We start from the raw sequence: 26,222 nt of genomic DNA on the forward strand, positions 1-26,222 counted from the left end.
CTAGGAGCGTCATAAGTGAGTCAACTCCTGACAGATCACTCCCCTGACATCGTGGCTGCGGCGGTAGAAGCTCTCGTTGCCGAGCAATCGGTGTCCATTTCGTTGTTACAGCGAAGACTCAAGCTAGGCTACAGTACTGCCCGATCTTTAATGGTCATACTTGAGAAAAATGGAGTGGTCAGTGCTCTTGATGACAACGAATTTCGCACCCTTACCCAAGAGTACAAAATGAAAGATGAGCCTTCCCCAGCGATGTCCAATCGTGAGAAATATATTCGATCTGTTTTTGAGACCACGCTTTTTCTGTGGGAGAGCCACGAGGAAGACAATGGTGGTAATACAAAAGCGATTTCACTTCTCTCGCCTGCCGGACCCACGAGAGGAGAGCCTGTTAAGCAGCGCAAAGCTGTATTTAAGGTGCTTGAAGACGCTCCCAATGTTTCTCTGTTCAGTGCCGCTTACGCCCTCGCAGGTTGGCTACTAGAAAACTATTCCCCTGCTGTGGAATACGGGGATATCAAAGATGAACTTGAGGCGTTGTGTGCTGAGCAAGATCTGAGGTACGAGAAGGTTAAGGATTTAGAGGCGAAAATTCAAAGAAGCTATATTCGACTTGCTAGATTCATTCAACGGGTCTCTATAGGAGAGGCTCCTGAGAATACCGATTGTTTTATTAATTTGATCCCTGGGGATTTCATCCCTAAAGGGTACGGAAAGAACGGCCCAGGTTGGGGGGAGCATATAGTTCCTCGTAAGTACTTATTGCGTTGTGGTGTTGCACTATTTAAGGAGGGCTGGTCGATTAAAGATGTGGCACGCGAAATGAGACAAAATTTGGCTGTCGTATATATCTCAGATGCTGAAAGGAAATATCTTGATTATGGCCCAAGCCTCGGAGGCTTGAAATTAAAAGATAGAATGCCGAATGGGTGGCGCCTAGGTGTTGACTGTCCATATAAGCGTCTCCACATGGGCGGGATTGCCTTCGATCCGCCGTTGGAACTCAAACCATGCACCTGTGTGAATGCTCCTGGTTTCGTAGACGCTCAAAGACCGATCCTTGGCGATTTCTGCCCGTAAGAAAAGGCAGCAGTCGACCCAAAGCCGTCGTTCGCAACAAGAGATTCTGGCAGTTTGCACGATGGGCTGGAGAAAATCCGGCAGCAGAAAGTAAAGTATCTAACATATGCTAACCAGCGCTAGTAATCTGGTGTTTAGGGAGCATCTCACCCCACCGGATTATTAATTTCGGCAGGTTGCATCCATGGTGCTGTATGCCATTATGCCGTCCAGTGCAATTTGAGTGGTGTAAGTTGTTATATGTTTGCTTGGTGAAACAAAAAATCTGCAAAATGTTCGGATAAGGGGGTGCCAGCAAGAGGTTCCAAAAAAAGAAATTGGCCTTGAGGATTGATTTCTAGGAAATAAATGTTTCCATCCTTGTCGAGCTTACAGTCAACTATACCCATTTTTAAGTTTAAGCTATGAAGAAGGTCTGTTAATTTTTGAGTGATACTGTTTGGTAGGTCGTAGAGTTTGTATTTTAGGTCGTAGTTAGAGCGCCAGTCGAGATCTTGTGATTCAAGTAAGAACGTGAAAAATCTACTACCAAAAATGTTGATGCGAAGATGTTTTGTTCCTTCAATTAACTGCTGGTAAATTATCGGGGCTGCCAGAATCGATTCCTCATTAAGTAGGTTGGCGTCTGAAATGTTTATCGTTTCTATTTGCTCAAGCCTTGTTCCGCCTAGAGGTTTTGCAATCACACCTCCATGGTTAATATTAAAAAAGCGTCGTATTTCTTCTGGGGAGTTTGAGATTAGTGTGTCTGGGATGGTTAAGCCAGCTTCTTTAGCTTTGCAAAGTTGAGTTATTTTATTCTCCGCAAGGAAAGTGCTAATCGGGTGGCTGACCCATGCCCCTTCAAAATCTCTGAGAAACGCCCCTAGTATTGTTGATCTCCAATCGTTAGAAGCGGTATCGGATTGTGCAGGATTTTCAAAAGATGCTCTTTGTTTATTGCCGATTCTTCGAAACCAAACTGCTCCTACTTTCGAGATGTCTAAAGTTGAATCTGGCGCATGTGAGAATTTCGATTTATTTACATCGATTGAAACTTTGATTTTTCCACAAAGATCATCAGTGTTTATTATCGAGCAAGGAGAGTTATATTTATCAAGGAGTCTTTTTTGTACAATGAGTGCATGAAGATCGTCTTTCGTTGTTAAAATTACGATTGGCTTCATTTTTTTCTCGATGAGAACTGCCCCAGCAGGGGCAGTGATTAAAGATTAAATCGGTGAGTAACCGCAATCATCTTCGCCGTATTTTCCGCAACAGCTTAAGATTTTTGCACCTGATAATACTTTTGGCTCCGGTCTTACTCCAACCTCTTCAAGCATATACTGCTCCCAGCGAGCAAGCTCTTCTGGCGTTTTTACTTCTATGATTTTATTTGCTTGGAAGTGGAATAAGGCATGCGTGAGTAGCTTCATGAGATTACGTCTCCAGTGAGTGCTATTCATGTTGACTACGTTTGTGATGCTTTTTATTATCTTCGGGCTCTTGAAAAGAACACCACCGGGAAGCCTAGACGATGGAATTAAGTAGGGCAAGGCGCAGTGAAATTAAAGGCTGGGTTTTTCAATTTCTCGGGCAATGTGTAAAGGTAAGTTATCACAGGTTATAGAGGTATCTACAATAAGTTATTTTTATTTCGAAGTGGAATTGTTTTCTGATCTGAATTCACGATTCGCTATAACTAGCAGATATGTTCGCGTGTGTTGGGCTGGCCGTATCGCTCCATGCATAGCCAATATCGTCTTATATTAACTCTGGCTGTACTCTCAAACCTCTTCTAAAATTTATTATTTTCTCGGCGATTGTTGTTCAGGCCGAGCCCTGGCGCTGGCAAGATAGCCTCGGCTCGACAAAAGTAGTGGGCGACCGTGACTGACCGCTTCTGGCCGATTCTGTTGAAAAAGTCGGTCATGGTTTGCGCATCAGAAAAGTACGCGCCCGAGATTGAAATCTTTACTTTTGGCAGAGGGTTCCGGACTCGGATTTCACGTAGCAGCGTGCAAAAAAGGCGTTTTCACCGCTCAATGCATGGGTAGCCAGGCCGGGTCGACTTTTTCAACAGAATCGGCCGGTAGCAGCCGTTCATGACTGAGCGCTTTCGAGGTTTGGAAGAACAGAAGCGAAAGATTCTCTCAGCCGATGGTAATTCGCTTTCCGGAAACAGGATATTTGAGAAAAACTAGCTAAGGTAAAGGTTGGAGACACAGGTGCCGTAAACCGATAAGGAGCATCCTGCTCTCCTTTGACGCATCCTTCAGACCGATAAAACCAAGGATTTGGTGATGTGATGGCCGAAAAATCCACAGAAGGCAGAAACCGAAATCGGCGAAAACCTGGTCAGGACTCGCCCGCCGAAGTGGAGCTCTCCTCTTTAACTCCCAAGAAAGACCCCGAGCTGGTCTTTGGGTTAGTAGGGCCGATTGGCGTAAACCTTGACCCCGTTATCGAAGTATTGAAAAGCCAACTTAATGGCCTCGAGTACACTCCTCTTGTCGTGAGGCTCAGCGAACAGATAGAAAGCTTTTTTGATACTTCTCACAACTCGAAGCCTGAAGCTGAACGCATAGCTGCGCTCATGGACGCGGGAACGAGACTCAGGGTTGAGGGCAACGAGGGCGCCGCAGTAGCGATGTTGGGATTAGCAGCAATCCGGCAGCTTCGAGATGACCACAGCGGTGGGAAGCCCTCAAGGCACGCGTTCATTTTGAGGTCGTTGAAGCATCCTAAAGAAGTTGAAATGCTCCGGGCCGTGTATGGAAAAGGATTTTTTCTTATTTCGGTCTACTCACCTCGCGATGTCCGCGTAACCGCCTTATCTGAAAAAATAAGCAGATCCCAGTTTGGCGTGGGAACTAACCCACGTGCGATTGCCGAGGCGTTAGTTCAAAAGGACGAACAGGAAGAAAGTATCCCTCTCGGCCAAGATGTAAAAGATGCTTTTCCCTTAGCTGACCTCTTTGTCGACGGGAGGAACAAATCAACTATAGATTTTCAGATAGGCCGTTTTCTACAACTCATATTTGGCAATTCCTTCCTCACACCCTCACGCGACGAGCATGGCATATATCACGCCAGATCTGCCGCGCTGCGGTCAGCAGATCTAAACCGACAAGTTGGCGCTGCTATCTTGAAACCAGAGGGAGATATCATTGCGGTAGGATGCAACGACGTCCCTAAGTCTGGAGGCGATTTGTATTGGCCGGGGGATAAAGATGACGCCCGTGATTTCCAAAAAGGTGTCGACTCAATGGCAGACGAGCGAGTACAGGTTTTGGGAGAAATGCTCGAGCGCCTAAATACAAATGGCTTACTCTCCGCCAAGGCAACAGAAAAAGATATTAGCTCACTGGTACAAAATTTGATTTCCGGGGCAGACAAAAAAATACTTAAAAACAGTAGGATAATGAATATCCTAGAGTTTGGCAGGAGCGTTCACGCTGAAATGGCTGCGCTGATGTCCGCCGCGCGCTTAGGGGTGTCCGTCGCTGGAGCGACGCTGTACTGCACGACATTTCCCTGCCATATGTGTGCTCGGCATATTGTGGCGAGTGGTATCAAGCGTGTCGTTTATATTGAGCCGTATCCGAAGAGCAAAGCCAAGCAGTTGCATCAGGACTCGATTAGCATTGATGCCCCGACCGCATCGAGAACACAGGTGAATTTTGAGCCGTTCCAAGGCATCGCCCCACGTCAGTATCAAGAAATCTTCGAGCCGAGTCGGCCGCGTAAAGATGACGATGGGAGGGCCATAGACTGGCGGGAAATGGGTCATCAGCCCCGTATCGTTCGGTATATCGACACCTACCTTCAGCTTGAACAACTGATAGTCGGTCGTGAAATTCCAAACCTTCTTGCGAAACTGGATGTTAAACTATCAACAGACTGAATACGGAGCGGGGAACATGAAAAAGTCAAGTGTATTGGCGCAGCAGGTCATCAAAGCTCAACAAGCCATGCAAGAATGGCCCGAGTCAATTAGATCTGGGCTGAAACTTGAAAGTTCCGTCAGTTTTATTGTACGTGACTCTAATGATAAGCAAGAGTCAGCATCCGGCACGAAAAATCGTAACACCCGGTGATCCCTTAAATATTTAAGCGTCTCGGGTTAATATAACGGTCGCTGTTTTTATTGCTAGCGACCTTTTATTAACTTATCACGCTTGGATAGTGATTAAACAGGTAGTGTGCTATACACCGCGCTGAAGCAGGTGTGGTTGCTGACATTGGGGTGAAGTACTTTCGATGTTCTATAATCCTAATGCAACACACCCAATTAGCCCCGGCATCTTTCCCGATATTGTGCTCCATAAGGCATGGTCTACAGTTCTCTTTTGCCAACCACTGAGTATGTCCGCTTCTGGCCGTTCTCTGCCTATCATGGTTACTACGTGTGTTGGTCAAATCCGATGCAATCGCTGGTCAGAACGAATGCAAGTGACTGGTCCGGTCGAATGCAAAAGCGCTGTGGCTTTGGCGGAAGCCTTGTCGCCCGAGCCGTGGCTCCAGGTTGAGCAGGGGGCATCGTGCGACCCTAGCGATATGGCCACTTTTGCTGAGGTTCATCGCGAGCACGGCGCGACCCTGACTGGTTAGAATAACTAGTTGATGGCCGCCGCACTGCATATACGGCAGCACGGCCTGCCCGATCACGCCTTGTTGTAAATCTTAAGTAGGCTCAACCAAAGGCTGGCGTCGGCTCCGCGATTGGTATTTCTCAAAGTATTGACCTGCCAGCTTTTGCGCTGAGGCTAATTGCGGCTGGGATAGTTTTTTGGCTACGGAATCTCGAAGCGCCTGTGGATCGGGACTTCCATTTGCTACACCGACGGAAAGCCAGACATAAGCATTGCTGTTGTCCTGCTTGACACCCTCGCCCAAGAGATACATCACTCCAAGATTGAATTGGGCATTAGCATGGCCCATTTCTGCGGCCTTGCGGTACCAGATGACCGCCTGCTTAACGTCCTTGATGACACCTACGCCTTGGGCATACATGACCCCGATGTTGTGCTGGGCCGAGACATCACCTTGCTCGGCAGCTTTGCGATACCAGGTGAAGGCCTCCTTCATGTCCTTCGCGACACCTTTGCCGTAGTAATAAATGGCCCCGAGTGCGTATTGGGCCGAGACATCACCCTGCATAGCGGCCTTTCGGTACCAGGCAATCGCCTGCTGGGCGTCCTGTGTAACACCGTCACCAGTTGTGTAACTGAGCCCGAGGAGAAATTGGGCCTTGGCGTGACCCTGCTCGGCAGCTCTGCGGAACCAAGTTAATGCCTGCTGGCTGTCCTTCTCGATACCTTCACCCGTTGTGTAACTGAGGCCGAGGCGGTATTGGGCATTGGCGTGACCCTGTTCGGCAGCTTTGCGATACCAATAGACCGCCTGCTGTGAGTCCAACGCAAGAACTTTGCCCGATTCATAAGCCTCCCCGAGGGCGAACTGGGCACCGGCACTACCTTGCTCTGCGGCCTTTCGGTACCAAACGAGGGCTTGCTGCATATCCTGAGCGACGCCCTCACCGTTGGCGTAACTGTACCCGAGGGCATACTGGCCACCCTTGTCACCTTGCTCGGCGGCCTTGCGGTACCAGGTCGCAGCCTGTTTCATATCTTTGGTGACGCCCGCACCGAATTCGTAGTAGGTCCCGAGGCTGAACTGTGCAGGGGCATATCCCTGCTCGGCAGCCTTGCGGTACCAGACTACTGCCTGTTGTGAGTTTTGTGGGATACCTTCACCAGACTCATAGCTTCCCCCGAGGAGAAATTGGGCCTGGGCAACGCCCTGTTCGGCGGCCTTGCGATACCAGGCAACTGCCTGTTTCATATCCTTAGTGACGCCCTCACCGTTGGCATACATGTACCCTAGGTTGAGCTGGGCATCTGACAAACCCTGTTCGGCGGCCTTTCGGTACAAGTTGAATGCCTGCTGCATGTCCTTCTCGACGCCTTCACCGCTCTCATACATTTGCCCTAAGGAGAGCTGGGCGAAGGCACTTCCCTGTTCAGTGGCCTTGCGAAACCATGTGACCGCCTGCTGCGTATCCTTCTCGACGCCTTCGCCGTTGGCATACAAGCTTCCAAGGAGAGTCTGAGCATTGGAATGCCCCTGTTCTGCGGCCTTGCGGAGCCAAAGAGCTGCCTGCGGCATATCCTTAGCGACACCATTGCCTTGGATGTAGTCGGTCCCGAGCTCGAATTGCGCCTCGGTGGAGCCCTGCTCGGCCATTTGCTGGGTTGTTGCAATCTCCTGAGCGGCCTGCACATTGTAAGGCGTCTGAAGCAACCCAAGTGCAAGAACAAACAAACACGCATAGCCTTGAACACGGTTTTTTTGGATGAATTTGACCAATTCCCTGCGCTCACTTCATCAAGAAAGAGTTGAGTTTAACGGTTAAAGATTGGGAGTGTACTTCCCGGTTGCATTACCGATGGTGCAAATTTTGTCGATACTATGGGGCAATCCATGTCGGCAACTTTTCTGACCGTATGGAACAAAAACTGTCGCGGAGGGCACCCGGAATCAGGTGCTCTTGTCAGCCTCGAAGTAATTCTAAAAACCGTCGCAACCCTCGAAAGCACGACGCTGGTGCCAAGCGCTAGGGAATTAAATCTGTCGCAATGCGCGCTGGCTCGCAGTCTGGCCCCGGCGCAGCTGGGAGCAGCAGGCCGACAGTCCGGTTCTGGCCGATCTCTGCCGGTCGGGGCCACGAAGGGTACTGGTCAAAGCCGATGCAAATGACTGAATAGTTGAATGCAAATGGGTGGGCAAGTCCGTGCAATTACCCAGTTGCATCGGAGGTCCAGTATTTTGTCCTACTGTTCGACTCAAGAGACTGGTTTATGCGTGCCGCGCATACCGCGTGACTTGTAAGCGTCTGGAGTGAAAGGCGGTCGAGAGTGCTCAGAGGCCCTGTGGCGTGCCAGGGGGAACGAAAGGGCTGCGCTGGGGCGGACTGTATTGCCGACGTCTCAGTTTGTCTGAGGGAGGCTCTCAAGCTGACAATTTAAATCAGCTTAAAACTATTCAGTTTTGATTCCTGTCCCGTAAAACCCTTGGATGACGTTCAATCACTCTATCGAAGCGTCTTGGTCCAGAAATGGTCCAGCGACCATAAAAATCGCAGGCAATAAAAAACCCCAAGGACACATTGTTCCTTGGGGTTTTTCGGTATTTTGGTGCCCAGAGACGGAATCGAACCGCCGACACGGGGATTTTCAATCCCCTGCTCTACCGACTGAGCTATCTGGGCAACGGGGCGCATTAAACGGGTTTTTCAGGGGGTCGTCAAGCAAGTTTTCAAAAAAATTTTAATTATTACCGTCGCTTACGTTCCGACCCCCGATAAATCGGGGTTATTCCGACGGCGGTACGTAGCCTTCGGCCTTGGCGTAATCCTCGCCGGAGAAGTACTTGTCCATTTCGCCCTGAAGATATTTGCGATCTTCGGCGTTCATCATGTTCAGGCGTTTTTCATTGATCAGCAGGGTCTGGTGTTTTTGCCAGTCGGCCCAGGCCTTGGCCGAGACGTGGTCAAAAATGTCCTGGCCTTTGGCGCCCGGGAAGGGAGCGCGCTCCAGGCCTGGCAATTCTTCTTTGTACTTGCGGCACATGATGGTGCGGGTCATGACGACTCTCCTGCGTTCAATACGGCGGCCGCGCGCTCGAGCAAGGTCTTGACCGGGGCGGCAAGGCCCAGGCGCGGCGGGGTGGCGAGGTTATACCAGAGCCAGTCGGCCTCGGCCACGTGATGGCCGGTCTCCTGGACCTGAACCAGCCAGGGTTCGATGGATAACTGAAAATGGCTGAAGGTGTGCACCAGGCTCGGCAATGCCTGTTGGGTGCCCAGTTCCAGCGAGTGCTGCGCGGCCAGGTGTGACAGGTCCTCGAGGTCGTCGAGTTCCGGCAGGCTCCACAAGCCGCCCCAGAGGCCCGTAGAGGGGCGACGGTAAAGCAGGATGGCACCTTCGGCGTTGGCCAGCATCGGCATCAGCGTACGCTTCTGTGGGATGGCCTTGCGCGGCTTGGGGATCGGGTAACGGGTTTCCAGGCCGAGCATGTGCGCCTCGCAGCCTTTTTCCAGCGGGCACAGCAGGCAGCTCGGTTTGCTGCGAGTGCAGAGCGTGGCTCCGAGGTCCATCATCGCCTGGGTGTAGGCGTTGACCCGGTCGTGCGGCGTAAAGCGCTCAGCGTTGGCCCAGAGCTGCTTGGCGACCTTCGGCTCGCCCGGGTAGCCCTCTTGCGCGGTAAAGCGCGCCAGGACGCGCTTGACGTTGCCGTCGAGGATCGGTGCGCGCAGGCCCATGCTGATGCTGGCAATTGCGCCGGCGGTGGACAGGCCGATCCCCGGCAGATCCGTGAGCTTTTCCACGTCCCGGGGAAATTCGCCGCCGTACTGCTCGACGACGATCTTCGCGGTCTTCTGCAAATTGCGCGCGCGGGTGTAGTAACCCAGACCGGTCCATAGGTGCAGCACTTCGTCTTCCGGTGCCGCGGCCAGGGCTTCGACCGTTGGCAATGAGGTCATGAAGCGGTCGAAGTAGTTCAGCACGGTGCTGACCTGGGTCTGCTGCAGCATGATTTCCGAGACCCATACCCGATACGGGGTGATGTCCTGCTGCCAGGGTAAATCGTGACGGCCGTGGCGGTCGAACCAGTCCAGCACCGCCGTTGAAAACTGCTCGGCTCTCATCGCTTGAACAGCCCCTTGAGCGCGTCTTTCAGTTTCGGGTCGACTTTGTCGCCCCATTTTTCATCGATTTTTTCGCTGATCCTGTCGCCAGCCAACTTGGTCGCGACCTGGCTCATGCGTTCGTTATCCACACGGCAGGCCTTGGCACCCAGCTCCAGTGGGCCGCGGCAGCGCAGTGGCCACTCGATGCCGACAAACTTGTCGCCGACCTGACAGGCCGGGTCTGGCATGGCGCTGGTATCGCCTTCGACGATGATGCCGACGCGGTAGTCCATGCCCAGCACGCGCAGATCGATGTCACCGTCACCGTTGACGGTCATGCCCGGGATACGCACTTTCAGGTCCGGGTTGCTGGCGACACCGTTACGCAAGGTCAGGTTGCCCTTGAGCTCCTGGAACGGAGTGTCCTTGCCGCGCGGCTCGCCGCTGAGGGTTTTGCGGTTGAGCGTAGCGATGCCTTTGCACAGCTGTTGCTCGAGGTTGGCGTTGAGCAGCACGCCATTGTTGATGATGAGGCTGGCGTTGCCGTTGAGGGTTTCGATCAGCGCCTTCTGGCTGTTGCCGTTGCCGGTCAGGTTGCTGTTGAGCGTGACCAGGCCCTTGACCGGTGGATTCTTGCCCTGGCTTTCGAGGATTTTTTCCGCCGGTACCCGGCTGATCTTCGTCTGCAGATTGAGCGCCGGCACTGGCTGGCGCACATCCAGCGTGCCGGTGGTTTCGAAGTTGCCCTCGTACAGGTCGCCGCGCAGGTTGGCCAGCGTCAGCAGGCCGCCCTGGCCGGTGGCCTTGAGCGCAGCGTTATGGATCGGCAGTTTTTGCAGGGTCAACTGACCGAAGGTCAAGTCGGCGTCCACATCGAGCTTGCTCAAGCGTTCCACTGGCAACAAGCGCTCGCTGCTCCACGCGTCCTTGGTCGGCGCGGGTGGCAACGGCGTGCTGCCGGCGCCGGCCATGGCATCGGCTTCGGTGCTGGCGACTTCGGCCTGACGCACTTGTGTCGCGCTATTGGCCTCGGCGGATTTCGGCGGCAGGTAACGGTCGACGTTGAGGGTGTCGGCCTTGAGCACGGCGCGCAGCGATTGCTTGGCGAAGTCTTCGACGGCGATGCGGCCGCTGAAGGTGCTGTCGTCGACTTTCAGGTTGAGGTCGTCGAGCGCCAGGCTGGTCGGGGTCGCGGCCAACCGGCTGACCAGCTCGACTTTGCTCAGGCTGCCTTCGGCCATGGTCGGGAGTTTCTGGCCGATGCTGTCGACGAATTTCGCCAGGTCGAACTGGGCAATCGAGATGCCGCCGCTGACCTGTGGAGTCTTGTCCAGATCGTTGACCTTCAGTTCTCCCAGTGCCCGCAACTGGTTGGCAGAAACCTTGATGCCGGTCCACTCGGCCACGTTGGCGGCCTTGTCCAGCACCAACTGGCCCTGGGCAGAGAACGTCACGGCCTTGCCTTGCAAGGGGTCGCCGGTCACTTCACCCGACAGCCTCATGTCTTCGAACTGATAGCGCTGCAGTGCACGTGCGATGCGCAACTCACCGTTGAGTTCGGTACGCACGCGCAGTGCCGGCTGGTTGGCTGACAGGAACGCCGTGAGCTTGAGCGGAATGTTGACGGAGTCGTGGACCGCGCCGGTGCTCAACTGAATGCTTTCGGCACTGAAGGTCTTGCCGGTTCGTTCGTCGGTGTATTCAACCCGTGCGTTGTTCACGGTCAGGCTGTCGATGTCCAGGCGGATCGGCTGAGGCGGTTTTTCCGCCACGGTGCCGGTTTCGGGCGCGGGTTCGGTAGCGGCTGGCGGGGTGCCGGTCGTGTCGGTGCCGGCCGTTGCAGGCGGCTTGCCGATGTCCTCCCAGTTGCCATGACCCTCCTTGTCGCGGGTCAGGCGCAGGTTCAGGCCTTCGACACGTACGTCGCTCATCTGCACTTCACGGCGCAGCAGCGGCAGTACGCGCACCGACAGGCCGAGCATCTGCAAGTCGGCGTACGGTTCGGTCGGTTTGACCATGGTCGCGACACTGGCGTCGTGTAGCTCCAGGCCCAGCCACGGGAACAGACTCCAGCCGATATCGCCATTGAGCGTCAGCTCGATGTGGGCTTTGTCGCGGGCAATCTGGCGAATCTCGTCTTTGTAGTCGTTGGGATCGAAGAGGTGGGTCAGGGCAAAGCCCAGCGCCACAATGATCAGCAACAGCCCGAGAAGTACCAGACCCAGGATTTTGCCGAACGCTTTCATGGGCGAGTCCTTGTAATTAGTCGAATTCAAAATTTAGCCGGGGAGTATAGCGCTCCGGAACGGACGACCGGTCAGCGATCACTCCGGCAGCACATCCAGCGGCAGTTTCAGCTTGGCGGCCAGCGCCTGCGCCTCCAGGTGCCCGGCAGGCGCCAACAGGCGTAGCGTCATGCCCGATTGAGCGGCCATTTTTTGCGCTTCGGCCACCAGTCGCTCGGCAACACCACGGCGACGGGTAATTTTTCGCACACATATTTGTGACAAATGCCAAGCGTCTTGGTGCCTTTGCAAGCGGGCCGCGCCCAGCAGGCGATCGTTGAAGCGTCCGGCGATCAGTGTGCCGTCGCGCAAACAGTCCTCGATCAACTGCGCCTCGCCGGAAAACGGGGCGAACAACCAGTCTGGAGCGTCGCGGTAGATCTTCTGCAGATCCTGCCGATCCTGGGACGTGGCTTGGTTGAGCGGCTCGACAATGATCGGCATGGTGATTCCTGTGGGGTCATGAAGCGATGGAGATCGGACGACGTACAAAAGGTGATGTCAGTTTGGTTTTTCTGTCACTGGCAGATGGTAACCTTTGCCCGTTCGTCCGTCCTTCTGCGACCTGTTGTCGCACAACAAGGCACTCCAGCAAAAAACGGTCATGTCTGCGTGCATAAAGGCCGGGAGTGAACCGTGGCTGGCGAACCCTACTAATAATTGGGGGAAATACAATGACCACGAGCATCACGGCGGACGGCCTCGGCGCCGACCAGCCCGCGTTCCTGTCCAAGGAGCGGATCATCGCCAAGCCTGGTTTCAACCGTTGGCTGGTGCCACCGGCCGCGCTGGCCATTCACTTGTGCATCGGCATGGCCTACGGCTTTTCGGTGTTCTGGTTGCCGCTGTCCAAGGCGCTGGGCATCACGGCGCCAGTGGCCTGCGCAGCGGACACGGGTTTTATCGCGCAGGTCTTTTCGTCCCAGTGTGACTGGCCGATCTCGATGCTCGGCTGGATCTACACCCTGTTCTTCATCTTCCTGGGTTGCTCGGCCGCCATCTGGGGTGGCTGGCTGGAACATGCCGGGCCACGCAAGGCCGGGGTTGTATCGGCGCTGTGCTGGTGCGGTGGTCTGCTGATTTCGGCGCTGGGCGTGTATACCCACCAGATCTGGCTGATGTGGATCGGCTCCGGGGTCATTGGTGGTATCGGCCTGGGCTTGGGCTACATCTCGCCGGTGTCGACCCTGATCAAGTGGTTCCCGGACAAGCGTGGCATGGCCACTGGCATGGCGATCATGGGCTTCGGCGGTGGTGCGATGGTCGGTGCTCCACTGGCGGCAGCGCTGATGGGGCATTTCGCTTCGCCAACCAGCGTCGGCGTGTGGCAGAGCTTCCTGGTCATGGCCGCGATCTACTTCGTGTTCATGATCGGTGGCGCATTGTCCTACCGCGTCCCGCCAACCGGCTGGAAGCCTGAAGGCTGGACCGCCCCGGCGAAAAAAGCCTCGAACGCAATGATTACTCATCGTCATGTTCACGTGAATGTGGCCTGGAAGACGCCGCAGTTCCGTCTGGTGTGGTTGGTGCTGTGCCTGAACGTATCGGCCGGTATCGGCATCCTCGGCATGGCGTCGCCGCTGCTGCAGGAGGTGTTCGGTGGCAAGTTGTTGGGCAATGACCTGGCGTTCGGCCAACTCGACGCTTCGCAACTGGCTTCGATCGCCGCCATCGCGGCCGGTTTCACCGGTTTGCTGAGCCTGTTCAACATCGGCGGACGTTTCTTCTGGGCTTCGTTCTCGGATTACCTGGGTCGCAAAAACACCTACTTCGTGTTTTTCGCCTTGGGCTTTGCCCTGTACGGACTGATTCCGAACCTCGGCCACCTGGGCAGTATCGCGCTGTTCGTGGCGGCGTTCTGCGTCATCCTGTCGATGTACGGCGGTGGTTTCGCGACTGTTCCTGCGTATCTGGCGGACCTGTTCGGCACGCAAATGGTCGGTGCGATTCACGGTCGTCTGCTGACGGCGTGGGCGGCTGCCGGTGTGCTCGGTCCCGTGCTGGTGAACTACCTGCGTGAGTATCAGTTGAGCATCGGTGTCGAGCGTGCAGCCGCGTACGACATCACGCTGTACATCCTCGCCGGCCTGCTGGTGCTGGGTTTCCTGTGCAATCTGCTGGTGCGCCCGGTGGCCGACAAGTACTTCATGACCGACGCCGAACTGGCCGCCGAACAGGCGCTGGGCCATGACAAAGGCGCTGACAGCAGCACCGTGCTGGAGTGGAAAGCCGCGCCTGGCAGCAAGCCGCTGGCGGTGGCGGCATGGCTGGTGGTGGGAATTCCGTTGGCGTGGGGTGTGTGGGTGACCTTGCAGAAAACAGCGGTACTGTTCCACTAAGAGTATTGGCTCATGCCATAAAAGATCGCAGCCTTCGGCAGCTCCTACAGGTGTACACATAGCCCTGTAGGAGCTGCCGGAGGCTGCGATCTTTTGCTTGTCATGACAGGTACACCCCCGGCTGCATTGGATTCACTCCGTCAGCCATATCACCTCTGATGTTTCTGTTTGGCGCCCGCACGCCTATAATGGCTGCCTTTTTCGCCCAATGATTTTGCGGAGCTGGTGATGGCCGAACGTAAGGCGTCTGTCGAGCGCGACACTCTGGAAACCCAGATCAAAGCCTCGATCAACCTCGATGGCACCGGAAAGGCCCGATTCGATATCGGTGTACCTTTTCTTGAGCACATGCTGGACCAGATCGCCCGTCACGGGCTGATCGACCTGGATATTGTCAGCAAGGGCGACCTGCATATCGATGACCACCACACGGTGGAAGACGTCGGTATCACCCTCGGCCAGGCCTTCACCAAAGCCATCGGCGACAAGAAAGGCATCCGTCGCTACGGTCACGCCTACGTGCCGCTCGATGAAGCGCTGTCGCGCGTGGTGATCGATTTCTCCGGCCGTCCAGGCCTGCAGATGCATGTTCCCTACACCCGTGCCACCGTCGGTGGCTTCGACGTTGACCTGTTCCAGGAATTCTTCCAGGGCTTCGTCAACCACGCCAACGTCACCTTGCACATCGACAATCTGCGTGGGCACAACACCCACCACCAGATCGAAACCGTGTTCAAGGCTTTCGGTCGCGCCCTGCGCATGGCCGTCGAACTTGATGACCGCATGGCCGGGCAAATGCCTTCGACCAAGGGCGTCCTGTAATGCAGACAGTCGCGGTTATCGATTACGGCATGGGCAACCTGCACTCGGTGGCCAAGGCCCTTGAGCACGTCGGTGCCGGCAAGGTGCTGATCACCAGCGATGCCAACGTTATTCGCGAAGCCGACCGGGTGGTTTTCCCCGGCGTTGGCGCGATTCGCGATTGCATGGCGGAGATCCGTCGTCTCGGTTTCGATTCGCTGGTGCGTGAAGTCAGCCAGGACCGTCCGTTCCTCGGCATCTGTGTCGGCATGCAAGCCTTGCTCGACACCAGCGAAGAGAACGATGGCGTCGACTGCATCGGCCTGTTCCCGGGCGCGGTGAAGTTCTTCGGCAAGGATCTGGTCGAAGACGGCGAACACCTGAAAGTCCCGCACATGGGCTGGAACGAAGTGAAGCAGAAGGTCAGTCACCCGCTGTGGCACGACATTCCGGACCTGGCGCGTTTCTACTTCGTGCACAGCTACTACATCGCCGCCGCCAACGCGCGGCAGGTGGTGGGTGGCGGTCACTACGGTGTCGATTTCGCTGCGGCGCTGGCCGAAGGCTCGCGTTTCGCCGTGCAGTTCCACCCGGAGAAAAGCCATACCCATGGCCTGCAGTTGCTGCAGAACTTCGCTGCGTGGGACGGTCGCTGGTAAATGGCCGTCAAGAAGAAACCGCCGATTCTGACCCTCACTCCCGAGCAGGAGAGCGAGGCCAATCGCAAGATCAAGCGTTTCATGGAAGACCGCTTTGAACTCGACCTCGGCTCGTTCGAGGCGGCGGAGATTCTTGAGCTGTTTACCCGTGAAATTGCTCCGCACTATTACAACAGGGCGATTTTCGATGTGCAGGCGCACCTCAAAGAGAGGTTCGAAAGCATCGAAAGCGACCTGTGGGCGCTCGAGAAAAACTGATTTCCGAGCCAAGCTGAACATTCAAATTTGAAGGTTTGCCAGATGCTGATTATTCCCGCTATCGATCTTAAAGACGGTGCCTGTGTTCGTCTGCGCCAGGGCCGCATGGAAGATTCCACAGTGTTCTCCGATGACCCGGTGAGCATGGCTGCCAAGTGGGTGGAGGGCGGTTGCCGCCGTCTGCATCTGGTCGACCTGAACGGCGCGTTCGAAGGCCAGCCGGTCAATGGCGAAGTGGTCACCGCCATCGCCAAGCGTTATCCGAACCTGCCGATCCAGATCGGCGGCGGTATCCGCTCCCTGGAAACCATCGAGCACTACGTGAAAGCGGGCGTTAGCTACGTGATCATCGGCACCAAGGCCGTGAAAGATCCGGCCTTCGTTGCCGAAGCCTGCCGCGCATTCCCGGGCAAGGTGATTGTCGGCCTGGACGCCAAAGACGGCTTCGTCGCCACCGATGGCTGGGCTGAAATCAGCACCATTCAGGTGATCGACCTGGCCAAGCAGTTCGAAGCCGACGGCGTTTCCGCGATCGTTTATACCGACATCGCCAAAGACGGCATGATGCAGGGCTGCAACGTACCGTTCACCGCTGCGCTGGCTGCTGCAACGAAGATCCCGGTGATCGCTTCCGGCGGCATCCACAACCTGGGCGACATCAAGACCCTGCTCGACGCCAAGGCGCCGGGCATTATCGGCGCCATTACCGGCCGTGCGATTTACGAAGGCACCCTTGATGTCGCCGAAGCGCAAGCTTTCTGCGATTCGTACAAAGGCTGAGGACTGATCATGGCGCTGGCCAAACGCATCATCCCTTGCCTGGACGTGGACAACGGCCGGGTGGTCAAGGGTGTGAAATTCGAAAACATCCGCGACGCCGGCGACCCGGTGGAAATCGCCCGTCGCTATGACGAGCAGGGCGCCGACGAGATTACCTTTCTCGACATCACTGCCAGCGTCGATGGCCGCGACACCACGCTGCACACCGTCGAGCGCATGGCCAGCCAGGTGTTCATCCCACTGACCGTGGGCGGTGGCGTGCGCACCGTGCAGGACATCCGCAACCTGCTCAATGCCGGCGCGGACAAGGTTTCGATCAACACCGCTGCGGTGTTCAACCCTGAGTTCGTCGGCGAAGCCGCGCAGCATTTCGGTTCGCAATGCATCGTGGTTGCGATCGACGCGAAGAAGGTTTCCGGGCCGGGCGAAACCCCGCGCTGGGAAATCTTCACCCATGGCGGGCGCAAGCCAACCGGCCTCGACGCCGTTGAGTGGGCGAAAAAAATGGAAGGCCTGGGTGCCGGCGAGATCCTGCTGACCAGCATGGACCAGGACGGCATGAAAAACGGTTTCGACCTGGGCGTCACCCGCGCCATCAGCGATGCGCTGGGTATTCCGGTGATTGCTTCCGGTGGCGTCGGCAACCTGCAACACCTGGCCGACGGCATTATCGAAGGTCACGCCAGCGCGGTTCTGGCGGCGAGTATTTTCCACTTCGGCGAATACACCGTGCAGGAAGCCAAGGCTTATATGGCCCATCGCGGAATTGTGATGCGCTGAATAAACCAATGCAGGCCAGTGGACATCATGGCGTGCCCAAGGCACTCTTGGGTACGCCATGGATTTCGGTAGCCAGACATGCTTAAACGCTTTCTTCTCGTCCTTGCCAGCGCTTCTCTGTTGTTCATCAGCGGAGCCCACGCAAAAGACAGTCCCGATGCCGACATGGTGTTGCTGACTGAAAACTTCCCGCCCTACAACATGGCGAAGAATGGCAAGAACTTCGCTCAGGACGAGAACATCGATGGCATTGCCACCGATATCGTCCGCGAGATATTCAAGCGCGCCAACATTACCTACAGCCTGACGCTGCGTTTCCCTTGGGAGCGAATCTACAAGCTCACCTTGGAAAAACCCGGCTATGGCGTGTTCGTCATGGCGCGGTTGCCGGATCGCGAGAAGCTGTTCAAATGGGTCGGTCCAATCGGTCCGGACGACTGGATCATGCTGGCAAAGGCTGACAGCAAGATCACCCTCGAAACCTTGAATGACGCGCGCAAGTACAAGATCGGCGCCTACAAGGGCGACGCGATTGCCGAGACGCTGGCCAAGCAGGGGCTCAATCCGATTGTTGTACTGCGCGATCAGGACAACGCGAAAAAACTGGTCAACGGGCAGATCGATCTGTGGGCCACCGGTGACCCGGCCGGGCGCTACCTGGCGCGTCAGGAAGGGGTCAACGGGTTGAAAACCGTACTGCGTTTCAACAGTGCCGAGCTGTACCTGGCACTGAACAAGGACGTGCCGGACGAGACGGTGGCCAAGCTCCAGACGGCGCTGGACCAGATGCGCAAGGAAGGCAAGGTCGACGAGATCATGGCGCGGTATTTGTAGGGTAAATCAAAAGATCGCAGCCTTCGGCAGCTCCATGTAGGAGCTGCCGCAGGCTGCGATCTTTTAGCGGTACACCCCATCCTTCCCATGCGCCGCAGTCGCCCGATTCCCGCGCACACTGATCATCTGCCTGATATCGATCCACTCAATTCCCTGAGCCTTCAGCTTCGGCAACTCCCGCTCCAGCACCGCGAGCGTCTGTGGATACGGATGCCCGATCATCACCGCCGAACCCTGCTTGCACGCGAGGCTGATCGCTGTCTGCAACTGGCCGAAGATTGCTGCTTCGGTCCGTTCATCGTCGAGAAAAACATCCCGCGAAACGCTGGCCAGACCGATCTTTTGCGCTTCGGCCGCGGCCACGGTCCGGGCGCTGGTGCGGCTGTCGACGAAGAATTTGTGCCGTTGTTGCAAGTCTGCCATCAACCAGGCCATGGCCGCGGGTTGTGCGGTCATGCGGCTGCCCATGTGATTGTTGATGCCGCTGGTGTACGGGACCCTTTTGAAGGCGGCGTTCAGGCGCTTTTCCAGCTCTTCGACAGGCAATTCGGGATGCCAGGCGAACGGTCCGGTGGCCGGGTCCATGGGCATGTGCAGAATGACGATCTTGCCGGCGCGATGGGCTTCGCGGGCGAATTCGGTAGCGTGAGGCGTGTCGGGCATGATAGCCGTGGTCACCGGGCCGGGCAGGGCCAATACGCGGCGATCCCGGGGCAGATTCTGCCCCAGGTCATCGATGATCAGGGTCAGGTAGGCTTTTTGCGGGGTGGTCGCGGCGGGTGTTGCGTGAACAACACCCGCCAGACAGCAAAGCAGACCGAGAATGTACCGCAGGCGCATCCTCAACGGCCGGACGTGATGCTCAGCCCTTTGAGCAGGCTCAGGGCCTGGGCCAGTTGGTAATCATCGTCCTGTGGCATCGGCTTGGCCTTGCTGGAGCCGGTCGGTTTGTCCGCACCGCCGTTGCCGTTGCCCAGGTGACCCTGCAAGTCGGCTTCCTTGAAGTAGTCGTTGTCCTGCTCGCTGGTGATCTTGGCCTTGCGCACTTCGATGTCCGGGACGATGCCCTGGGCCTGGATGGAGCGGCCGTTCGGCGTGTAATACAGCGCCGTGGTGATCTTCAATGCGCGGTCATTGTTCAGCGGCAGCACGGTTTGCACCGAGCCCTTGCCGAAACTGGTGGTGCCCATCACCACGGCGCGTTTCTGGTCCTGCAGGGCGCCAGCGACAATTTCCGATGCCGAGGCGCTGCCGCCGTTGATCAGCACGACCATTGGCACGGCTTCGCTTTCGTCCTTGCCGGTGGCCGAGAAACGCAGCTCGGAGTTGGCGATGCGGCCCTTGGTGTAGACGATCAGGCCCTTGGTGATGAAGTGGTCGACCACCTCCACCGCCGCCTGCAGCACGCCACCCGGGTTGTTGCGCAGGTCGAGGATGATGCCGTTGAGCTTCTTGCCGTTCTCCTTGCGCAACTTGGCCAGCGCCTTGGAAACCTCTTCACCGGTCTTGACCTGGAACTGGGTGATGCGGATGTAGCCGTAGCCCGATTCCAGCAGCTGGCTCTTCACGCTCTTGACCTGGATGACGGCGCGGGACAGGGTCACGTCGAACGGCGTGCCGCCGTCGCGCACCAGGGTCAGGGTGATTTTCTGGCCGATCTTGCCGCGCATCTTGTCGACGGCTTCGGTCATGCTCTGGCCGCGGGTGGGCTGGCCGTTGATCTTGACGATGAAGTCGCCGGCCTGAATACCGGCCTTGGAAGCCGGGGTGTCGTCAATCGGCGACACCACCTTGATGAAGCCGTCTTCGGCGCCGACTTCGATGCCCAGGCCGCCGAATTCGCCGCTGGTGCTTTCCTGCAACTCGGCGAAATCTTCAGGGCCGAGGTAAGCCGAATGCGGGTCGAGGTTGCTGAGCATGCCCTTGATGGCGTTTTCCAGCAGGGTCTTGTCGTCCACCGGTTCGACATAAGCGGCCTTGATCCGGTCCATCACCTCGGCAAAGGTGCGCAACTCATCCAGCGGCAGTGGCGCCTTGGTGGTCGCAGCAGTGCCCGCAGGCGCAACCGCCGGGGCCGGTTGAGCGGCAAACGCCAGAGGCGCGCCGATCACCAGGGCGATCGTCAGGGCCAGCGAGGTAAGGCGGGACAAATGCAGCATGTCTAACAAACTCCTGAATTAGGTAACGCGCTTATCCTTGCGCGCGGCACCATTGCGCCGGATCACTCGGGTGACCCTGCTGACGAATAGCAAAATACAGCGCTGGCGTGTCCTGCCCGCCACTGTTGCCGACAGTGGAGATGGACTCGCCGGCTTTAACCACATCACCCGCAGACTTGAGCAGCGTCTGGTTGTGACCATAAAGACTCAAAAAACCGTTGCCGTGGTCGAGGATCACCAGCAACCCGGCGCCTCGCAGCCAGTCGGCAAACACTACGCGACCACCATGCACCGCATGCACGGTGCTGCCGGCAGACGCGCCGATCATCACGCCATCCCACTTGGTCCGGGCGTCGTCGCCACGGCTTTCACCGTAGCGCGCCAGCAGTCGACCATCGACAGGCCAGGGGAGTTTGCCGCGGGTTGACGCAAACGGGCCACCAAAGGTCTCGCCGGAACTGGAAACCAGTGCGCCGGGAGTCGATTTGACCGGTTTGCGTGGGGCGTCATCGCTGGCATCTGCCTGCGCCTGGGCCTCACGTAAACGCTTTTTTTCGGCTTCCTGCTGGGCAATCAGCGCTTTCTGTCGCGCTTCTTCTGCCTCACGGGCCTGGCGGGCCAGGGTTTCTTCAATGGTTTTAAGGACTTTAGACAGGTCTGCCTGATCCTGCTCGCGCGCCGCCAGTTTCTGATCGCGAGCCTTTACGTCGTCATTGAGCTTGGCCAGGACTTGCTGGCGCTCCTTGCGGACTTTCTCGAGCTCGTCACGCTGGGTGTCGAGGCTGCTTTGCTGCACCAGCAGTTGCGCCTGCTGCATGGCGATGTCTTTCTCGACATTGGACAGTTGGCGCAGGGTTTCGTTGAAGTTCTTCAACTGCTCCAGGCGAGCCTGGCTCAGGTAGTCGTAATAGGTGAGGGTGCGGGCGAATCTTTCCGGATTCTGCTGGTTGAGCAGCAGCTTGAGGTATTCCTGGCGACCGTTCTGGTAGGCCGCGCGGGCCTGAATGGCGATCAGTCGTTGCTGTTCAATGCGCGCGCTCTGGAGTTTTTTTTTCTCTGCATCGAGTCGCTGCAGCTCGGCTTCGCTTTTCTTCAGCTCTTTTTGCAGGGCTTCGACCTGCTTCTCGAGCTTGCCCATTTCGGTTTCGGTGCCCTTGAGCTCTTTCTGCACGCCGGATTTTTCTTCCTGCAGCTTGCCCAGCAGCTTCTTCAGCTCGGCAATGTCCTGACGCGTGGCGTCCAACTGTTGTTGGGTGTCTGCGCGCTCGTCAGCAAAGGCCGGTTGGAGCAGGCATGTCAGGGCTAGGGCTATCAGGACGCGAAGCATAGGGGCGGGCGGCACCAGGGAAAGGGACGGCCTAGTATGCCCGCCATGGGCGGCAAAAAAAATGCCCATTTCTGACTGTGTGATAACTGGAGCGAAGTTGCCCTTGAAAACACCCCAAACCAATGTGGGAGCGGGCTTGCTCGCGAAAGCGGCGTGTCAGGCAACATTAATGTCGACTGGCACAATGCCTTCGCGAGCAAGCCCGCTCCCACTTTGGTTTTGCGGTGTTTGAGTGGCCCGGTTATACCAGAATCGAACTCCCGGTCATTTCCGCCGGTTGCTCAAGGCCCAGCAACTTCAGCATGGTTGGCGCCACGTCCGCCAGCACGCCACCTTCGCGGACTTTCAAGTCGCGCTTGCCGACATAGATGAACGGCACCGGCTCGCTGGTGTGCGCAGTGTGCGCCTGGCCGGTGGTTGCATCGGACATTTGCTCGACGTTGCCGTGGTCGGCGGTGATCAAGGCTTCGCCACCGACTTTTTCCAGGGCATCGACGATGCGGCCCACGCACTGGTCAAGGCATTCAACCGCCTTGACCGCCGCTTCGAACACGCCGCTGTGGCCGACCATGTCGCCGTTGGCGTAGTTGACCACGATCACGTCGTAACGCTGGTTTTCGATGGCGTCGACGATGCGGTCGGTGACTTCCGGCGCACTCATTTCCGGCTGCAAGTCATAGGTGGCGACTTTCGGCGACGGAATCAGGATGCGTTCTTCGCCCGGGAACGGTTCTTCGCGACCGCCGGAGAAGAAGAAGGTCACGTGGGCGTATTTTTCGGTTTCGGCGATGCGCAGCTGGGTCTTGCCGTTTTTCGCCAGGTAGTCGCCCAGCACGTTTTCCAGGCTGCCGGCAGCGAAGGCCGACGGCGCAGGGATGCTCGCGGCGTATTGGGTCAGCATGACGAAACCGGCCAGTTTCGGCTGGCGGGCACGCTCGAACTCACTGAAGTTGTCTTCGACGAACACACGAGTCAGCTCGCGGGCGCGGTCGGCGCGGAAGTTCATGAACACCACGGCATCGCCGTCTTCGACTTTTACCGGCTCACCGATGGAGGTGGCTTTGACGAATTCGTCGCTCTCGCCGCGCTCGTAGGCTGCTTGCAGGCCTTCCTGGGCGGTGGCGGCGTTGAATTCGCCCTGGCCATCGACAATCAGGTTGTAGGCCTGGGACACGCGGTCCCAACGGTTGTCGCGGTCCATGGCGTAGTAACGGCCGATCAGGCTGGCGATCCGGCCTTTGCCCAGGGCCTGGAAGGTCGCGTCGAGCAGTTCGATCGACGACTGCGCGCTTTTCGGCGGGGTATCGCGGCCGTCGAGGAAGGCGTGCAGATAGATGTTTTGAGCACCGCGCTTGAAGGCCAGTTCGGCCATGGCGACCAGGTGATCCTGGTGGCTATGCACGCCGCCATCGGACAGCAGGCCCATGAAATGCACGGCTTTGCCGGCAGCGACGGCTTTATCCACGGCGGCGCAGATGGTCGGGTTCTCGAAGAATTCACCGTCGCGGATCGATTTGGTGACGCGAGTGAAGTCCTGGTACACCACGCGGCCGGCGCCCAGGTTCATGTGGCCGACTTCGGAGTTGCCCATCTGGCCGTCCGGCAGACCGACGTCCATGCCGCTGCCCGAGATCAGGCCGTTTGGCACGGTGGCCCACAGACGATCCAGTACAGGCTTCTTCGCCGCGAAAATGGCATTGGATTCGGGGTTGTCGCTGTGACCGAAGCCGTCGAGAATCATCAGGACCAAAGGTTTAGGCGTGGTAGTCATGGAATTCGCTCTGGCTCAAGTAAAAAGGGGCGATGGAAAAGGGAGTCGCAGTTTAAAGCGAAGTTCCGGCCGCGTCACCGCCGGACGGGGTTTGGCCCACCATAGTGGCTGTGTATACTGGCCGACATTTTAACGCCCTGGAACCTCCTTCGATGGTTGCTCACCTGATTGAATTCGCCACTAACCACTACATTCTCGTCGGTATCTTCGTCGTACTGCTGGCGTTGCTGATTGCCTATCAAATGCAGGGCGGCGGCCGTAGCCTGAGCACTGGCGAACTGACCGGTTTGGTCAACAAGGACGCAGGCGTGGTGATCGACATTCGTCCAACCAAGGATTTCGCCGCCGGTCACATTGTCGGCGCGCTGAACATTCCCCAGGACAAACTGATCGCCCGCGTTGGCGAGCTGGAAAAGCACAAGGCCAAGACCATCATCCTGGTCGATGCCATGGGCCAGACCGCCGGCACCCACGCCCGCGAATTGATGAAATCCGGCTTCACCGCCGCCAAGCTGTCCGGCGGTATCTCCAGCTGGAAAGCCGACAATCTGCCGCTGGTGAAGTGATATGAGCAACGTCGTCGTCTATTCCAGCGATTACTGCCCTTACTGCTCGCGAGCCAAATACTTGCTCGAGAACAAAGGCGTGGCCTTCGAAGAGATCAAGGTCGATGGCAAGCCGCAGGTGCGCGCTGCGATGGCCCAGAAGGCCGGACGTACGTCCGTACCGCAAATCTGGATCGGCAGTACCCACGTGGGCGGTTGTGATGATTTGTTCGCCCTGGAGCGCGCCGGCAAGCTCGACGCGCTGCTCAGGGCCTGACGGCAATACCCCAAACAAGCAAACCTAAAAGAACCCTGGATCAAGAAGGATCTGCGATGACTGACCAACAGAACACTGCTGCGAACGAAGAAGAAACTGCACCGCAATTCTCCTTGCAGCGCATTTATGTGCGTGACCTGTCCTTCGAAGCTCCAAAAAGCCCGGCGATCTTCCGCCAGCAGTGGGAGCCGAGCGTCGCCCTGGATCTGAACACCCGCCAAAAGGCACTGGAGTCGGACTTCCACGAAGTCGTGCTGACCCTGTCGGTTACCGTGAAAAACGGTGACGAAGTGGCGTTCATCGCTGAAGTGCAGCAGGCCGGTATCTTCCTGATCAAGAACCTGGACGATGCTTCGATGAGCCACACCCTGGGTGCGTTCTGCCCGAACATCCTGTTCCCGTACGCTCGCGAAACCCTGGACAGCCTGGTGACCCGCGGTTCGTTCCCGGCACTGATGCTGGCCCCGGTGAACTTCGATGCGCTGTACGCACAAGAGCTGCAACGCATGCAGGCTGCCGGCGAGACGCCGACCGTTCAGTAAAAGCTTCGTTTGCTCCATGAAAAAAGCGCCTCTGAAGGCGCTTTTTTCATGGAGCAAACGAAACCGCTGGATGCACTGCCCCCTGTAGGAGCTGCCGAAGGCTGCGATCTTTTGATCTTAAAAATCAAGATCAAAAGATCGCAGCCTTCGGCAGCTCCTACATTGGGTCGTGGTGTTACTTGAAGTCGTTCTGGCGCCAGGCTTCGTACACGGCCACCGCCACGGTGTTCGACAGGTTCAGGCTGCGGCAGCCTTCGCGCATTGGCAGGCGCAGGCGTTGCTCAGGGGGCAGGGCGTCCAGGACCTCGGCGGGCAAGCCCCGGCTTTCCGGGCCGAACAGGAACGCATCGCCAGGGGCGAAGCTGGCATCGTGGAATGGCCGCGAGCCCTTGGTGGTGAAGGCGAACAGGCGTGGATGACCGAGGCTTTCCAGGCAGCTGGCGAGGTCGGCGTGACGTTGCAGGGTGGCATACTCGTGGTAGTCGAGGCCGGCGCGGCGCAGGCGCTTGTCGTCCATCTCAAAGCCCAGCGGCTCGATCAAATGCAGGTGGCAGCCACTGTTGGCGCACAGCCTGATAACGTTGCCGGTATTCGGCGGAATTTCTGGTTGGAAAAGGATGACGTGAAACATGCACGGCTCCGAAGGTAAAGATGACGCGCATTCTACGCCGCAAGCAGGCGTGCATTCGAAACTATTCCTGCAGGTGATGGGTTCGCTGGCGATCGTCGGGATGATGATCGGCCTGATGATCGGTCGCCTGACCACGCCAGACCCGAGTCAGTTGCAGCAGGTAGAGGTGACGGGCGACGGGCTGGTGGTGTGGTTCAACAACGAACCCAAGGTCCATGGCGAAATCGTCGACGGCAGTGTCGCGCTGCTGTTTGGCGCCGAGGGCCAGGCGCAGAAAGGCCAGCTCAAGCTTGGCGGCAAGGATGTGAACTGGCGGGTACGTTTGAGTGATGGAGGGTTGCTGCTGACGCTGGTGGCGGCCCGGCCCTTGCAGGGCGAGTGGGCCGGTAGCGAGGTCGATGACCGCTGGCGGCTGGAGATCCATCTCCGGGAGCAATAAAAGAGGGAATCCCCGGCCTGCCTGTACCAAGGTTCCCGAAA

Annotated in this window: 26 protein-coding genes and 1 tRNA gene; 14 read left to right on the top strand and 13 right to left on the bottom strand. The window is 57.1% G+C overall.

Going from position 1 to position 26,222, the window contains the following annotated elements; genetic code table 11:
* The first annotated feature begins 15 nt into the window (after positions 1-15).
* Positions 16-1,080, top strand: coding sequence for a DNA translocase FtsK (locus KW846_RS24750; RefSeq protein WP_218485868.1), 1,065 nt, complete (start codon positions 16-18; stop codon positions 1,078-1,080).
* A gap of 236 nt (positions 1,081-1,316) precedes the next feature.
* Here the strand turns inward: KW846_RS24750 and KW846_RS24755 are convergent, their stop codons facing one another.
* Positions 1,317-2,246: a RimK family alpha-L-glutamate ligase gene (locus KW846_RS24755; RefSeq protein WP_218485869.1), complete on the bottom strand. Its 930-nt coding sequence runs from the start codon at positions 2,244-2,246 to the stop codon at positions 1,317-1,319.
* Positions 2,247-2,291: 45 nt separating this feature from the next.
* Complete coding sequence (locus KW846_RS24760; protein ID WP_218485870.1) at positions 2,292-2,495, bottom strand: hypothetical protein; 204 nt, start codon at positions 2,493-2,495, stop codon at positions 2,292-2,294.
* 872 nt (positions 2,496-3,367) lie between these two features.
* Between KW846_RS24760 and KW846_RS24765 the strand changes: the two genes are divergently transcribed.
* Together KW846_RS24765 and KW846_RS24770 are read left to right on the top strand one after the other, a co-directional pair.
* A complete protein-coding gene (locus KW846_RS24765) occupies positions 3,368-4,966 on the top strand; it encodes an anti-phage dCTP deaminase (protein WP_218485871.1) in 1,599 nt (532 codons plus the stop codon).
* A 16-nt stretch (positions 4,967-4,982) separates the two neighbouring features.
* The gene (locus tag KW846_RS24770; RefSeq protein ID WP_218485872.1) at positions 4,983-5,159 is read left to right on the top strand and encodes a hypothetical protein; all 177 of its coding nucleotides are present in this window, start codon (positions 4,983-4,985) and stop codon (positions 5,157-5,159) included.
* Between the two features lie 586 nt (positions 5,160-5,745).
* Here the strand turns inward: KW846_RS24770 and KW846_RS24775 are convergent.
* The 6 genes from KW846_RS24775 to KW846_RS24800 all read right to left on the bottom strand — a co-directional run bounded on the left by KW846_RS24775 (position 5,746) and on the right by KW846_RS24800 (position 12,483).
* On the bottom strand, positions 5,746-7,431 hold the full coding sequence (locus tag KW846_RS24775) for an SEL1-like repeat protein (protein WP_218485873.1): 1,686 nt from the start codon (positions 7,429-7,431) through the stop codon (positions 5,746-5,748).
* Positions 7,432-8,256: 825 nt separating this feature from the next.
* Positions 8,257-8,332: transfer RNA gene (locus tag KW846_RS24780), tRNA-Phe, on the bottom strand.
* 103 nt (positions 8,333-8,435) lie between these two features.
* Positions 8,436-8,708, bottom strand: a complete 273-nt coding sequence (locus tag KW846_RS24785) for an oxidative damage protection protein (protein ID WP_007972770.1) — start codon at positions 8,706-8,708, stop codon at positions 8,436-8,438.
* The gene (gene mutY / locus KW846_RS24790) at positions 8,705-9,772 is read right to left on the bottom strand and encodes an A/G-specific adenine glycosylase (protein ID WP_218485874.1); all 1,068 of its coding nucleotides are present in this window, start codon (positions 9,770-9,772) and stop codon (positions 8,705-8,707) included. Before mutY ends, KW846_RS24785 begins: the two co-directional genes overlap by 4 nt.
* Positions 9,769-12,000 (bottom strand): AsmA family protein, encoded by a 2,232-nt coding sequence (locus tag KW846_RS24795; RefSeq protein ID WP_218485875.1) that lies wholly within the window; start codon positions 11,998-12,000, stop codon positions 9,769-9,771. Before KW846_RS24795 ends, mutY begins: the two co-directional genes overlap by 4 nt.
* Positions 12,001-12,078: 78 nt before the next feature.
* A complete protein-coding gene (locus KW846_RS24800; protein WP_218485876.1) occupies positions 12,079-12,483 on the bottom strand; it encodes an acetyl-CoA sensor PanZ family protein in 405 nt (134 codons plus the stop codon).
* Between the two features lie 230 nt (positions 12,484-12,713).
* Between KW846_RS24800 and KW846_RS24805 the strand changes: the two genes are divergently transcribed.
* The 7 genes from KW846_RS24805 (at position 12,714) to KW846_RS24835 (ending at position 18,490) form a co-directional block, all read left to right on the top strand.
* Positions 12,714-14,378: an OFA family MFS transporter gene (locus tag KW846_RS24805; protein ID WP_218485877.1), complete on the top strand. Its 1,665-nt coding sequence runs from the start codon at positions 12,714-12,716 to the stop codon at positions 14,376-14,378.
* A gap of 228 nt (positions 14,379-14,606) precedes the next feature.
* Positions 14,607-15,200, top strand: a complete 594-nt coding sequence (gene hisB, locus KW846_RS24810) for an imidazoleglycerol-phosphate dehydratase HisB (protein ID WP_003186751.1) — start codon at positions 14,607-14,609, stop codon at positions 15,198-15,200.
* Entirely contained in the window at positions 15,200-15,838 is a 639-nt protein-coding gene (gene hisH, locus KW846_RS24815; RefSeq protein WP_007972757.1) for an imidazole glycerol phosphate synthase subunit HisH, read from the top strand. The genes hisB and hisH overlap by 1 nt, the downstream gene beginning before the upstream one ends.
* Complete coding sequence (locus KW846_RS24820) at positions 15,839-16,096, top strand: DUF2164 domain-containing protein (RefSeq protein ID WP_007989200.1); 258 nt, start codon at positions 15,839-15,841, stop codon at positions 16,094-16,096.
* Between the two features lie 42 nt (positions 16,097-16,138).
* Positions 16,139-16,876, top strand: coding sequence for a 1-(5-phosphoribosyl)-5-[(5-phosphoribosylamino)methylideneamino]imidazole-4-carboxamide isomerase (gene hisA, locus KW846_RS24825; RefSeq protein ID WP_007972753.1), 738 nt, complete (start codon positions 16,139-16,141; stop codon positions 16,874-16,876).
* 9 nt (positions 16,877-16,885) lie between these two features.
* On the top strand, positions 16,886-17,656 hold the full coding sequence (gene hisF / locus KW846_RS24830) for an imidazole glycerol phosphate synthase subunit HisF (protein ID WP_007972752.1): 771 nt from the start codon (positions 16,886-16,888) through the stop codon (positions 17,654-17,656).
* A 78-nt stretch (positions 17,657-17,734) separates the two neighbouring features.
* Positions 17,735-18,490, top strand: coding sequence for an ABC transporter substrate-binding protein (locus tag KW846_RS24835; RefSeq protein ID WP_218485878.1), 756 nt, complete (start codon positions 17,735-17,737; stop codon positions 18,488-18,490).
* A gap of 63 nt (positions 18,491-18,553) precedes the next feature.
* Here the strand turns inward: KW846_RS24835 and KW846_RS24840 are convergent, their stop codons facing one another.
* From KW846_RS24840 to gpmI, 4 genes are all read right to left on the bottom strand, one after another.
* Positions 18,554-19,330: a divergent polysaccharide deacetylase family protein gene (locus KW846_RS24840; RefSeq protein ID WP_218485879.1), complete on the bottom strand. Its 777-nt coding sequence runs from the start codon at positions 19,328-19,330 to the stop codon at positions 18,554-18,556.
* A gap of 2 nt (positions 19,331-19,332) precedes the next feature.
* Positions 19,333-20,649, bottom strand: a complete 1,317-nt coding sequence (locus KW846_RS24845; RefSeq protein ID WP_015093079.1) for a S41 family peptidase — start codon at positions 20,647-20,649, stop codon at positions 19,333-19,335.
* A gap of 31 nt (positions 20,650-20,680) precedes the next feature.
* The gene (locus KW846_RS24850) at positions 20,681-21,976 is read right to left on the bottom strand and encodes a murein hydrolase activator EnvC (RefSeq protein ID WP_033047655.1); all 1,296 of its coding nucleotides are present in this window, start codon (positions 21,974-21,976) and stop codon (positions 20,681-20,683) included.
* Between the two features lie 241 nt (positions 21,977-22,217).
* Complete coding sequence (gpmI, locus tag KW846_RS24855; protein ID WP_218485880.1) at positions 22,218-23,747, bottom strand: 2,3-bisphosphoglycerate-independent phosphoglycerate mutase; 1,530 nt, start codon at positions 23,745-23,747, stop codon at positions 22,218-22,220.
* A 152-nt stretch (positions 23,748-23,899) separates the two neighbouring features.
* On the opposite strand from gpmI, the gene KW846_RS24860 reads away from it, so the two are divergent.
* Genes KW846_RS24860 through secB form a run of 3 tightly spaced genes read left to right on the top strand, consistent with a single transcriptional unit; the run spans position 23,900 to position 25,111 of the window.
* Positions 23,900-24,313 (top strand): rhodanese-like domain-containing protein, encoded by a 414-nt coding sequence (locus KW846_RS24860; RefSeq protein WP_007972742.1) that lies wholly within the window; start codon positions 23,900-23,902, stop codon positions 24,311-24,313.
* A 1-nt stretch (position 24,314) separates the two neighbouring features.
* Positions 24,315-24,569 (top strand): glutaredoxin 3, encoded by a 255-nt coding sequence (grxC, locus tag KW846_RS24865; protein WP_007972741.1) that lies wholly within the window; start codon positions 24,315-24,317, stop codon positions 24,567-24,569.
* A gap of 56 nt (positions 24,570-24,625) precedes the next feature.
* Entirely contained in the window at positions 24,626-25,111 is a 486-nt protein-coding gene (secB, locus tag KW846_RS24870; protein ID WP_015093084.1) for a protein-export chaperone SecB, read from the top strand.
* A gap of 175 nt (positions 25,112-25,286) precedes the next feature.
* Here secB and KW846_RS24875 read toward each other — a convergent pair whose 3' ends face one another.
* Complete coding sequence (locus KW846_RS24875) at positions 25,287-25,742, bottom strand: tRNA (cytidine(34)-2'-O)-methyltransferase (protein ID WP_015093085.1); 456 nt, start codon at positions 25,740-25,742, stop codon at positions 25,287-25,289.
* On the opposite strand from KW846_RS24875, the gene KW846_RS24880 reads away from it, so the two are divergent.
* Entirely contained in the window at positions 25,741-26,181 is a 441-nt protein-coding gene (locus KW846_RS24880) for a hypothetical protein (protein WP_218485881.1), read from the top strand. The two genes, KW846_RS24875 and KW846_RS24880, sit on opposite strands and share 2 nt — an antisense overlap.
* Positions 26,182-26,222 lie beyond the last annotated feature (41 nt).

Origin of the sequence: Pseudomonas sp. PDM32 (genome assembly GCF_019219225.1) — a bacterium.
In the GTDB taxonomy this organism is placed as follows: Bacteria; Pseudomonadota; Gammaproteobacteria; order Pseudomonadales; family Pseudomonadaceae; genus Aquipseudomonas; species Aquipseudomonas laurylsulfatiphila.

Coding starts and splice junctions, on each gene's coding strand:
- KW846_RS24755 (WP_218485869.1), bottom strand. CDS start 2,246: ATGAAGCCAATCGTAATTTTAACAACGAAAGACGATCTTCATGCACTC.
- KW846_RS24760 (WP_218485870.1), bottom strand. CDS start 2,495: ATGAAGCTACTCACGCATGCCTTATTCCACTTCCAAGCAAATAAAATC.
- KW846_RS24765 (WP_218485871.1), top strand. CDS start 3,368: ATGGCCGAAAAATCCACAGAAGGCAGAAACCGAAATCGGCGAAAACCT.
- KW846_RS24770 (WP_218485872.1), top strand. CDS start 4,983: ATGAAAAAGTCAAGTGTATTGGCGCAGCAGGTCATCAAAGCTCAACAA.
- KW846_RS24785 (WP_007972770.1), bottom strand. CDS start 8,708: ATGACCCGCACCATCATGTGCCGCAAGTACAAAGAAGAATTGCCAGGC.
- mutY (WP_218485874.1), bottom strand. CDS start 9,772: ATGAGAGCCGAGCAGTTTTCAACGGCGGTGCTGGACTGGTTCGACCGC.
- KW846_RS24795 (WP_218485875.1), bottom strand. CDS start 12,000: ATGAAAGCGTTCGGCAAAATCCTGGGTCTGGTACTTCTCGGGCTGTTG.
- KW846_RS24800 (WP_218485876.1), bottom strand. CDS start 12,483: ATGCCGATCATTGTCGAGCCGCTCAACCAAGCCACGTCCCAGGATCGG.
- KW846_RS24805 (WP_218485877.1), top strand. CDS start 12,714: ATGACCACGAGCATCACGGCGGACGGCCTCGGCGCCGACCAGCCCGCG.
- hisB (WP_003186751.1), top strand. CDS start 14,607: ATGGCCGAACGTAAGGCGTCTGTCGAGCGCGACACTCTGGAAACCCAG.
- hisH (WP_007972757.1), top strand. CDS start 15,200: ATGCAGACAGTCGCGGTTATCGATTACGGCATGGGCAACCTGCACTCG.
- KW846_RS24820 (WP_007989200.1), top strand. CDS start 15,839: ATGGCCGTCAAGAAGAAACCGCCGATTCTGACCCTCACTCCCGAGCAG.
- hisA (WP_007972753.1), top strand. CDS start 16,139: ATGCTGATTATTCCCGCTATCGATCTTAAAGACGGTGCCTGTGTTCGT.
- hisF (WP_007972752.1), top strand. CDS start 16,886: ATGGCGCTGGCCAAACGCATCATCCCTTGCCTGGACGTGGACAACGGC.
- KW846_RS24835 (WP_218485878.1), top strand. CDS start 17,735: ATGCTTAAACGCTTTCTTCTCGTCCTTGCCAGCGCTTCTCTGTTGTTC.
- KW846_RS24840 (WP_218485879.1), bottom strand. CDS start 19,330: ATGCGCCTGCGGTACATTCTCGGTCTGCTTTGCTGTCTGGCGGGTGTT.
- KW846_RS24845 (WP_015093079.1), bottom strand. CDS start 20,649: ATGCTGCATTTGTCCCGCCTTACCTCGCTGGCCCTGACGATCGCCCTG.
- KW846_RS24850 (WP_033047655.1), bottom strand. CDS start 21,976: ATGCTTCGCGTCCTGATAGCCCTAGCCCTGACATGCCTGCTCCAACCG.
- gpmI (WP_218485880.1), bottom strand. CDS start 23,747: ATGACTACCACGCCTAAACCTTTGGTCCTGATGATTCTCGACGGCTTC.
- KW846_RS24860 (WP_007972742.1), top strand. CDS start 23,900: ATGGTTGCTCACCTGATTGAATTCGCCACTAACCACTACATTCTCGTC.
- grxC (WP_007972741.1), top strand. CDS start 24,315: ATGAGCAACGTCGTCGTCTATTCCAGCGATTACTGCCCTTACTGCTCG.
- secB (WP_015093084.1), top strand. CDS start 24,626: ATGACTGACCAACAGAACACTGCTGCGAACGAAGAAGAAACTGCACCG.
- KW846_RS24880 (WP_218485881.1), top strand. CDS start 25,741: ATGCACGGCTCCGAAGGTAAAGATGACGCGCATTCTACGCCGCAAGCA.
- KW846_RS24875 (WP_015093085.1), bottom strand. CDS start 25,742: ATGTTTCACGTCATCCTTTTCCAACCAGAAATTCCGCCGAATACCGGC.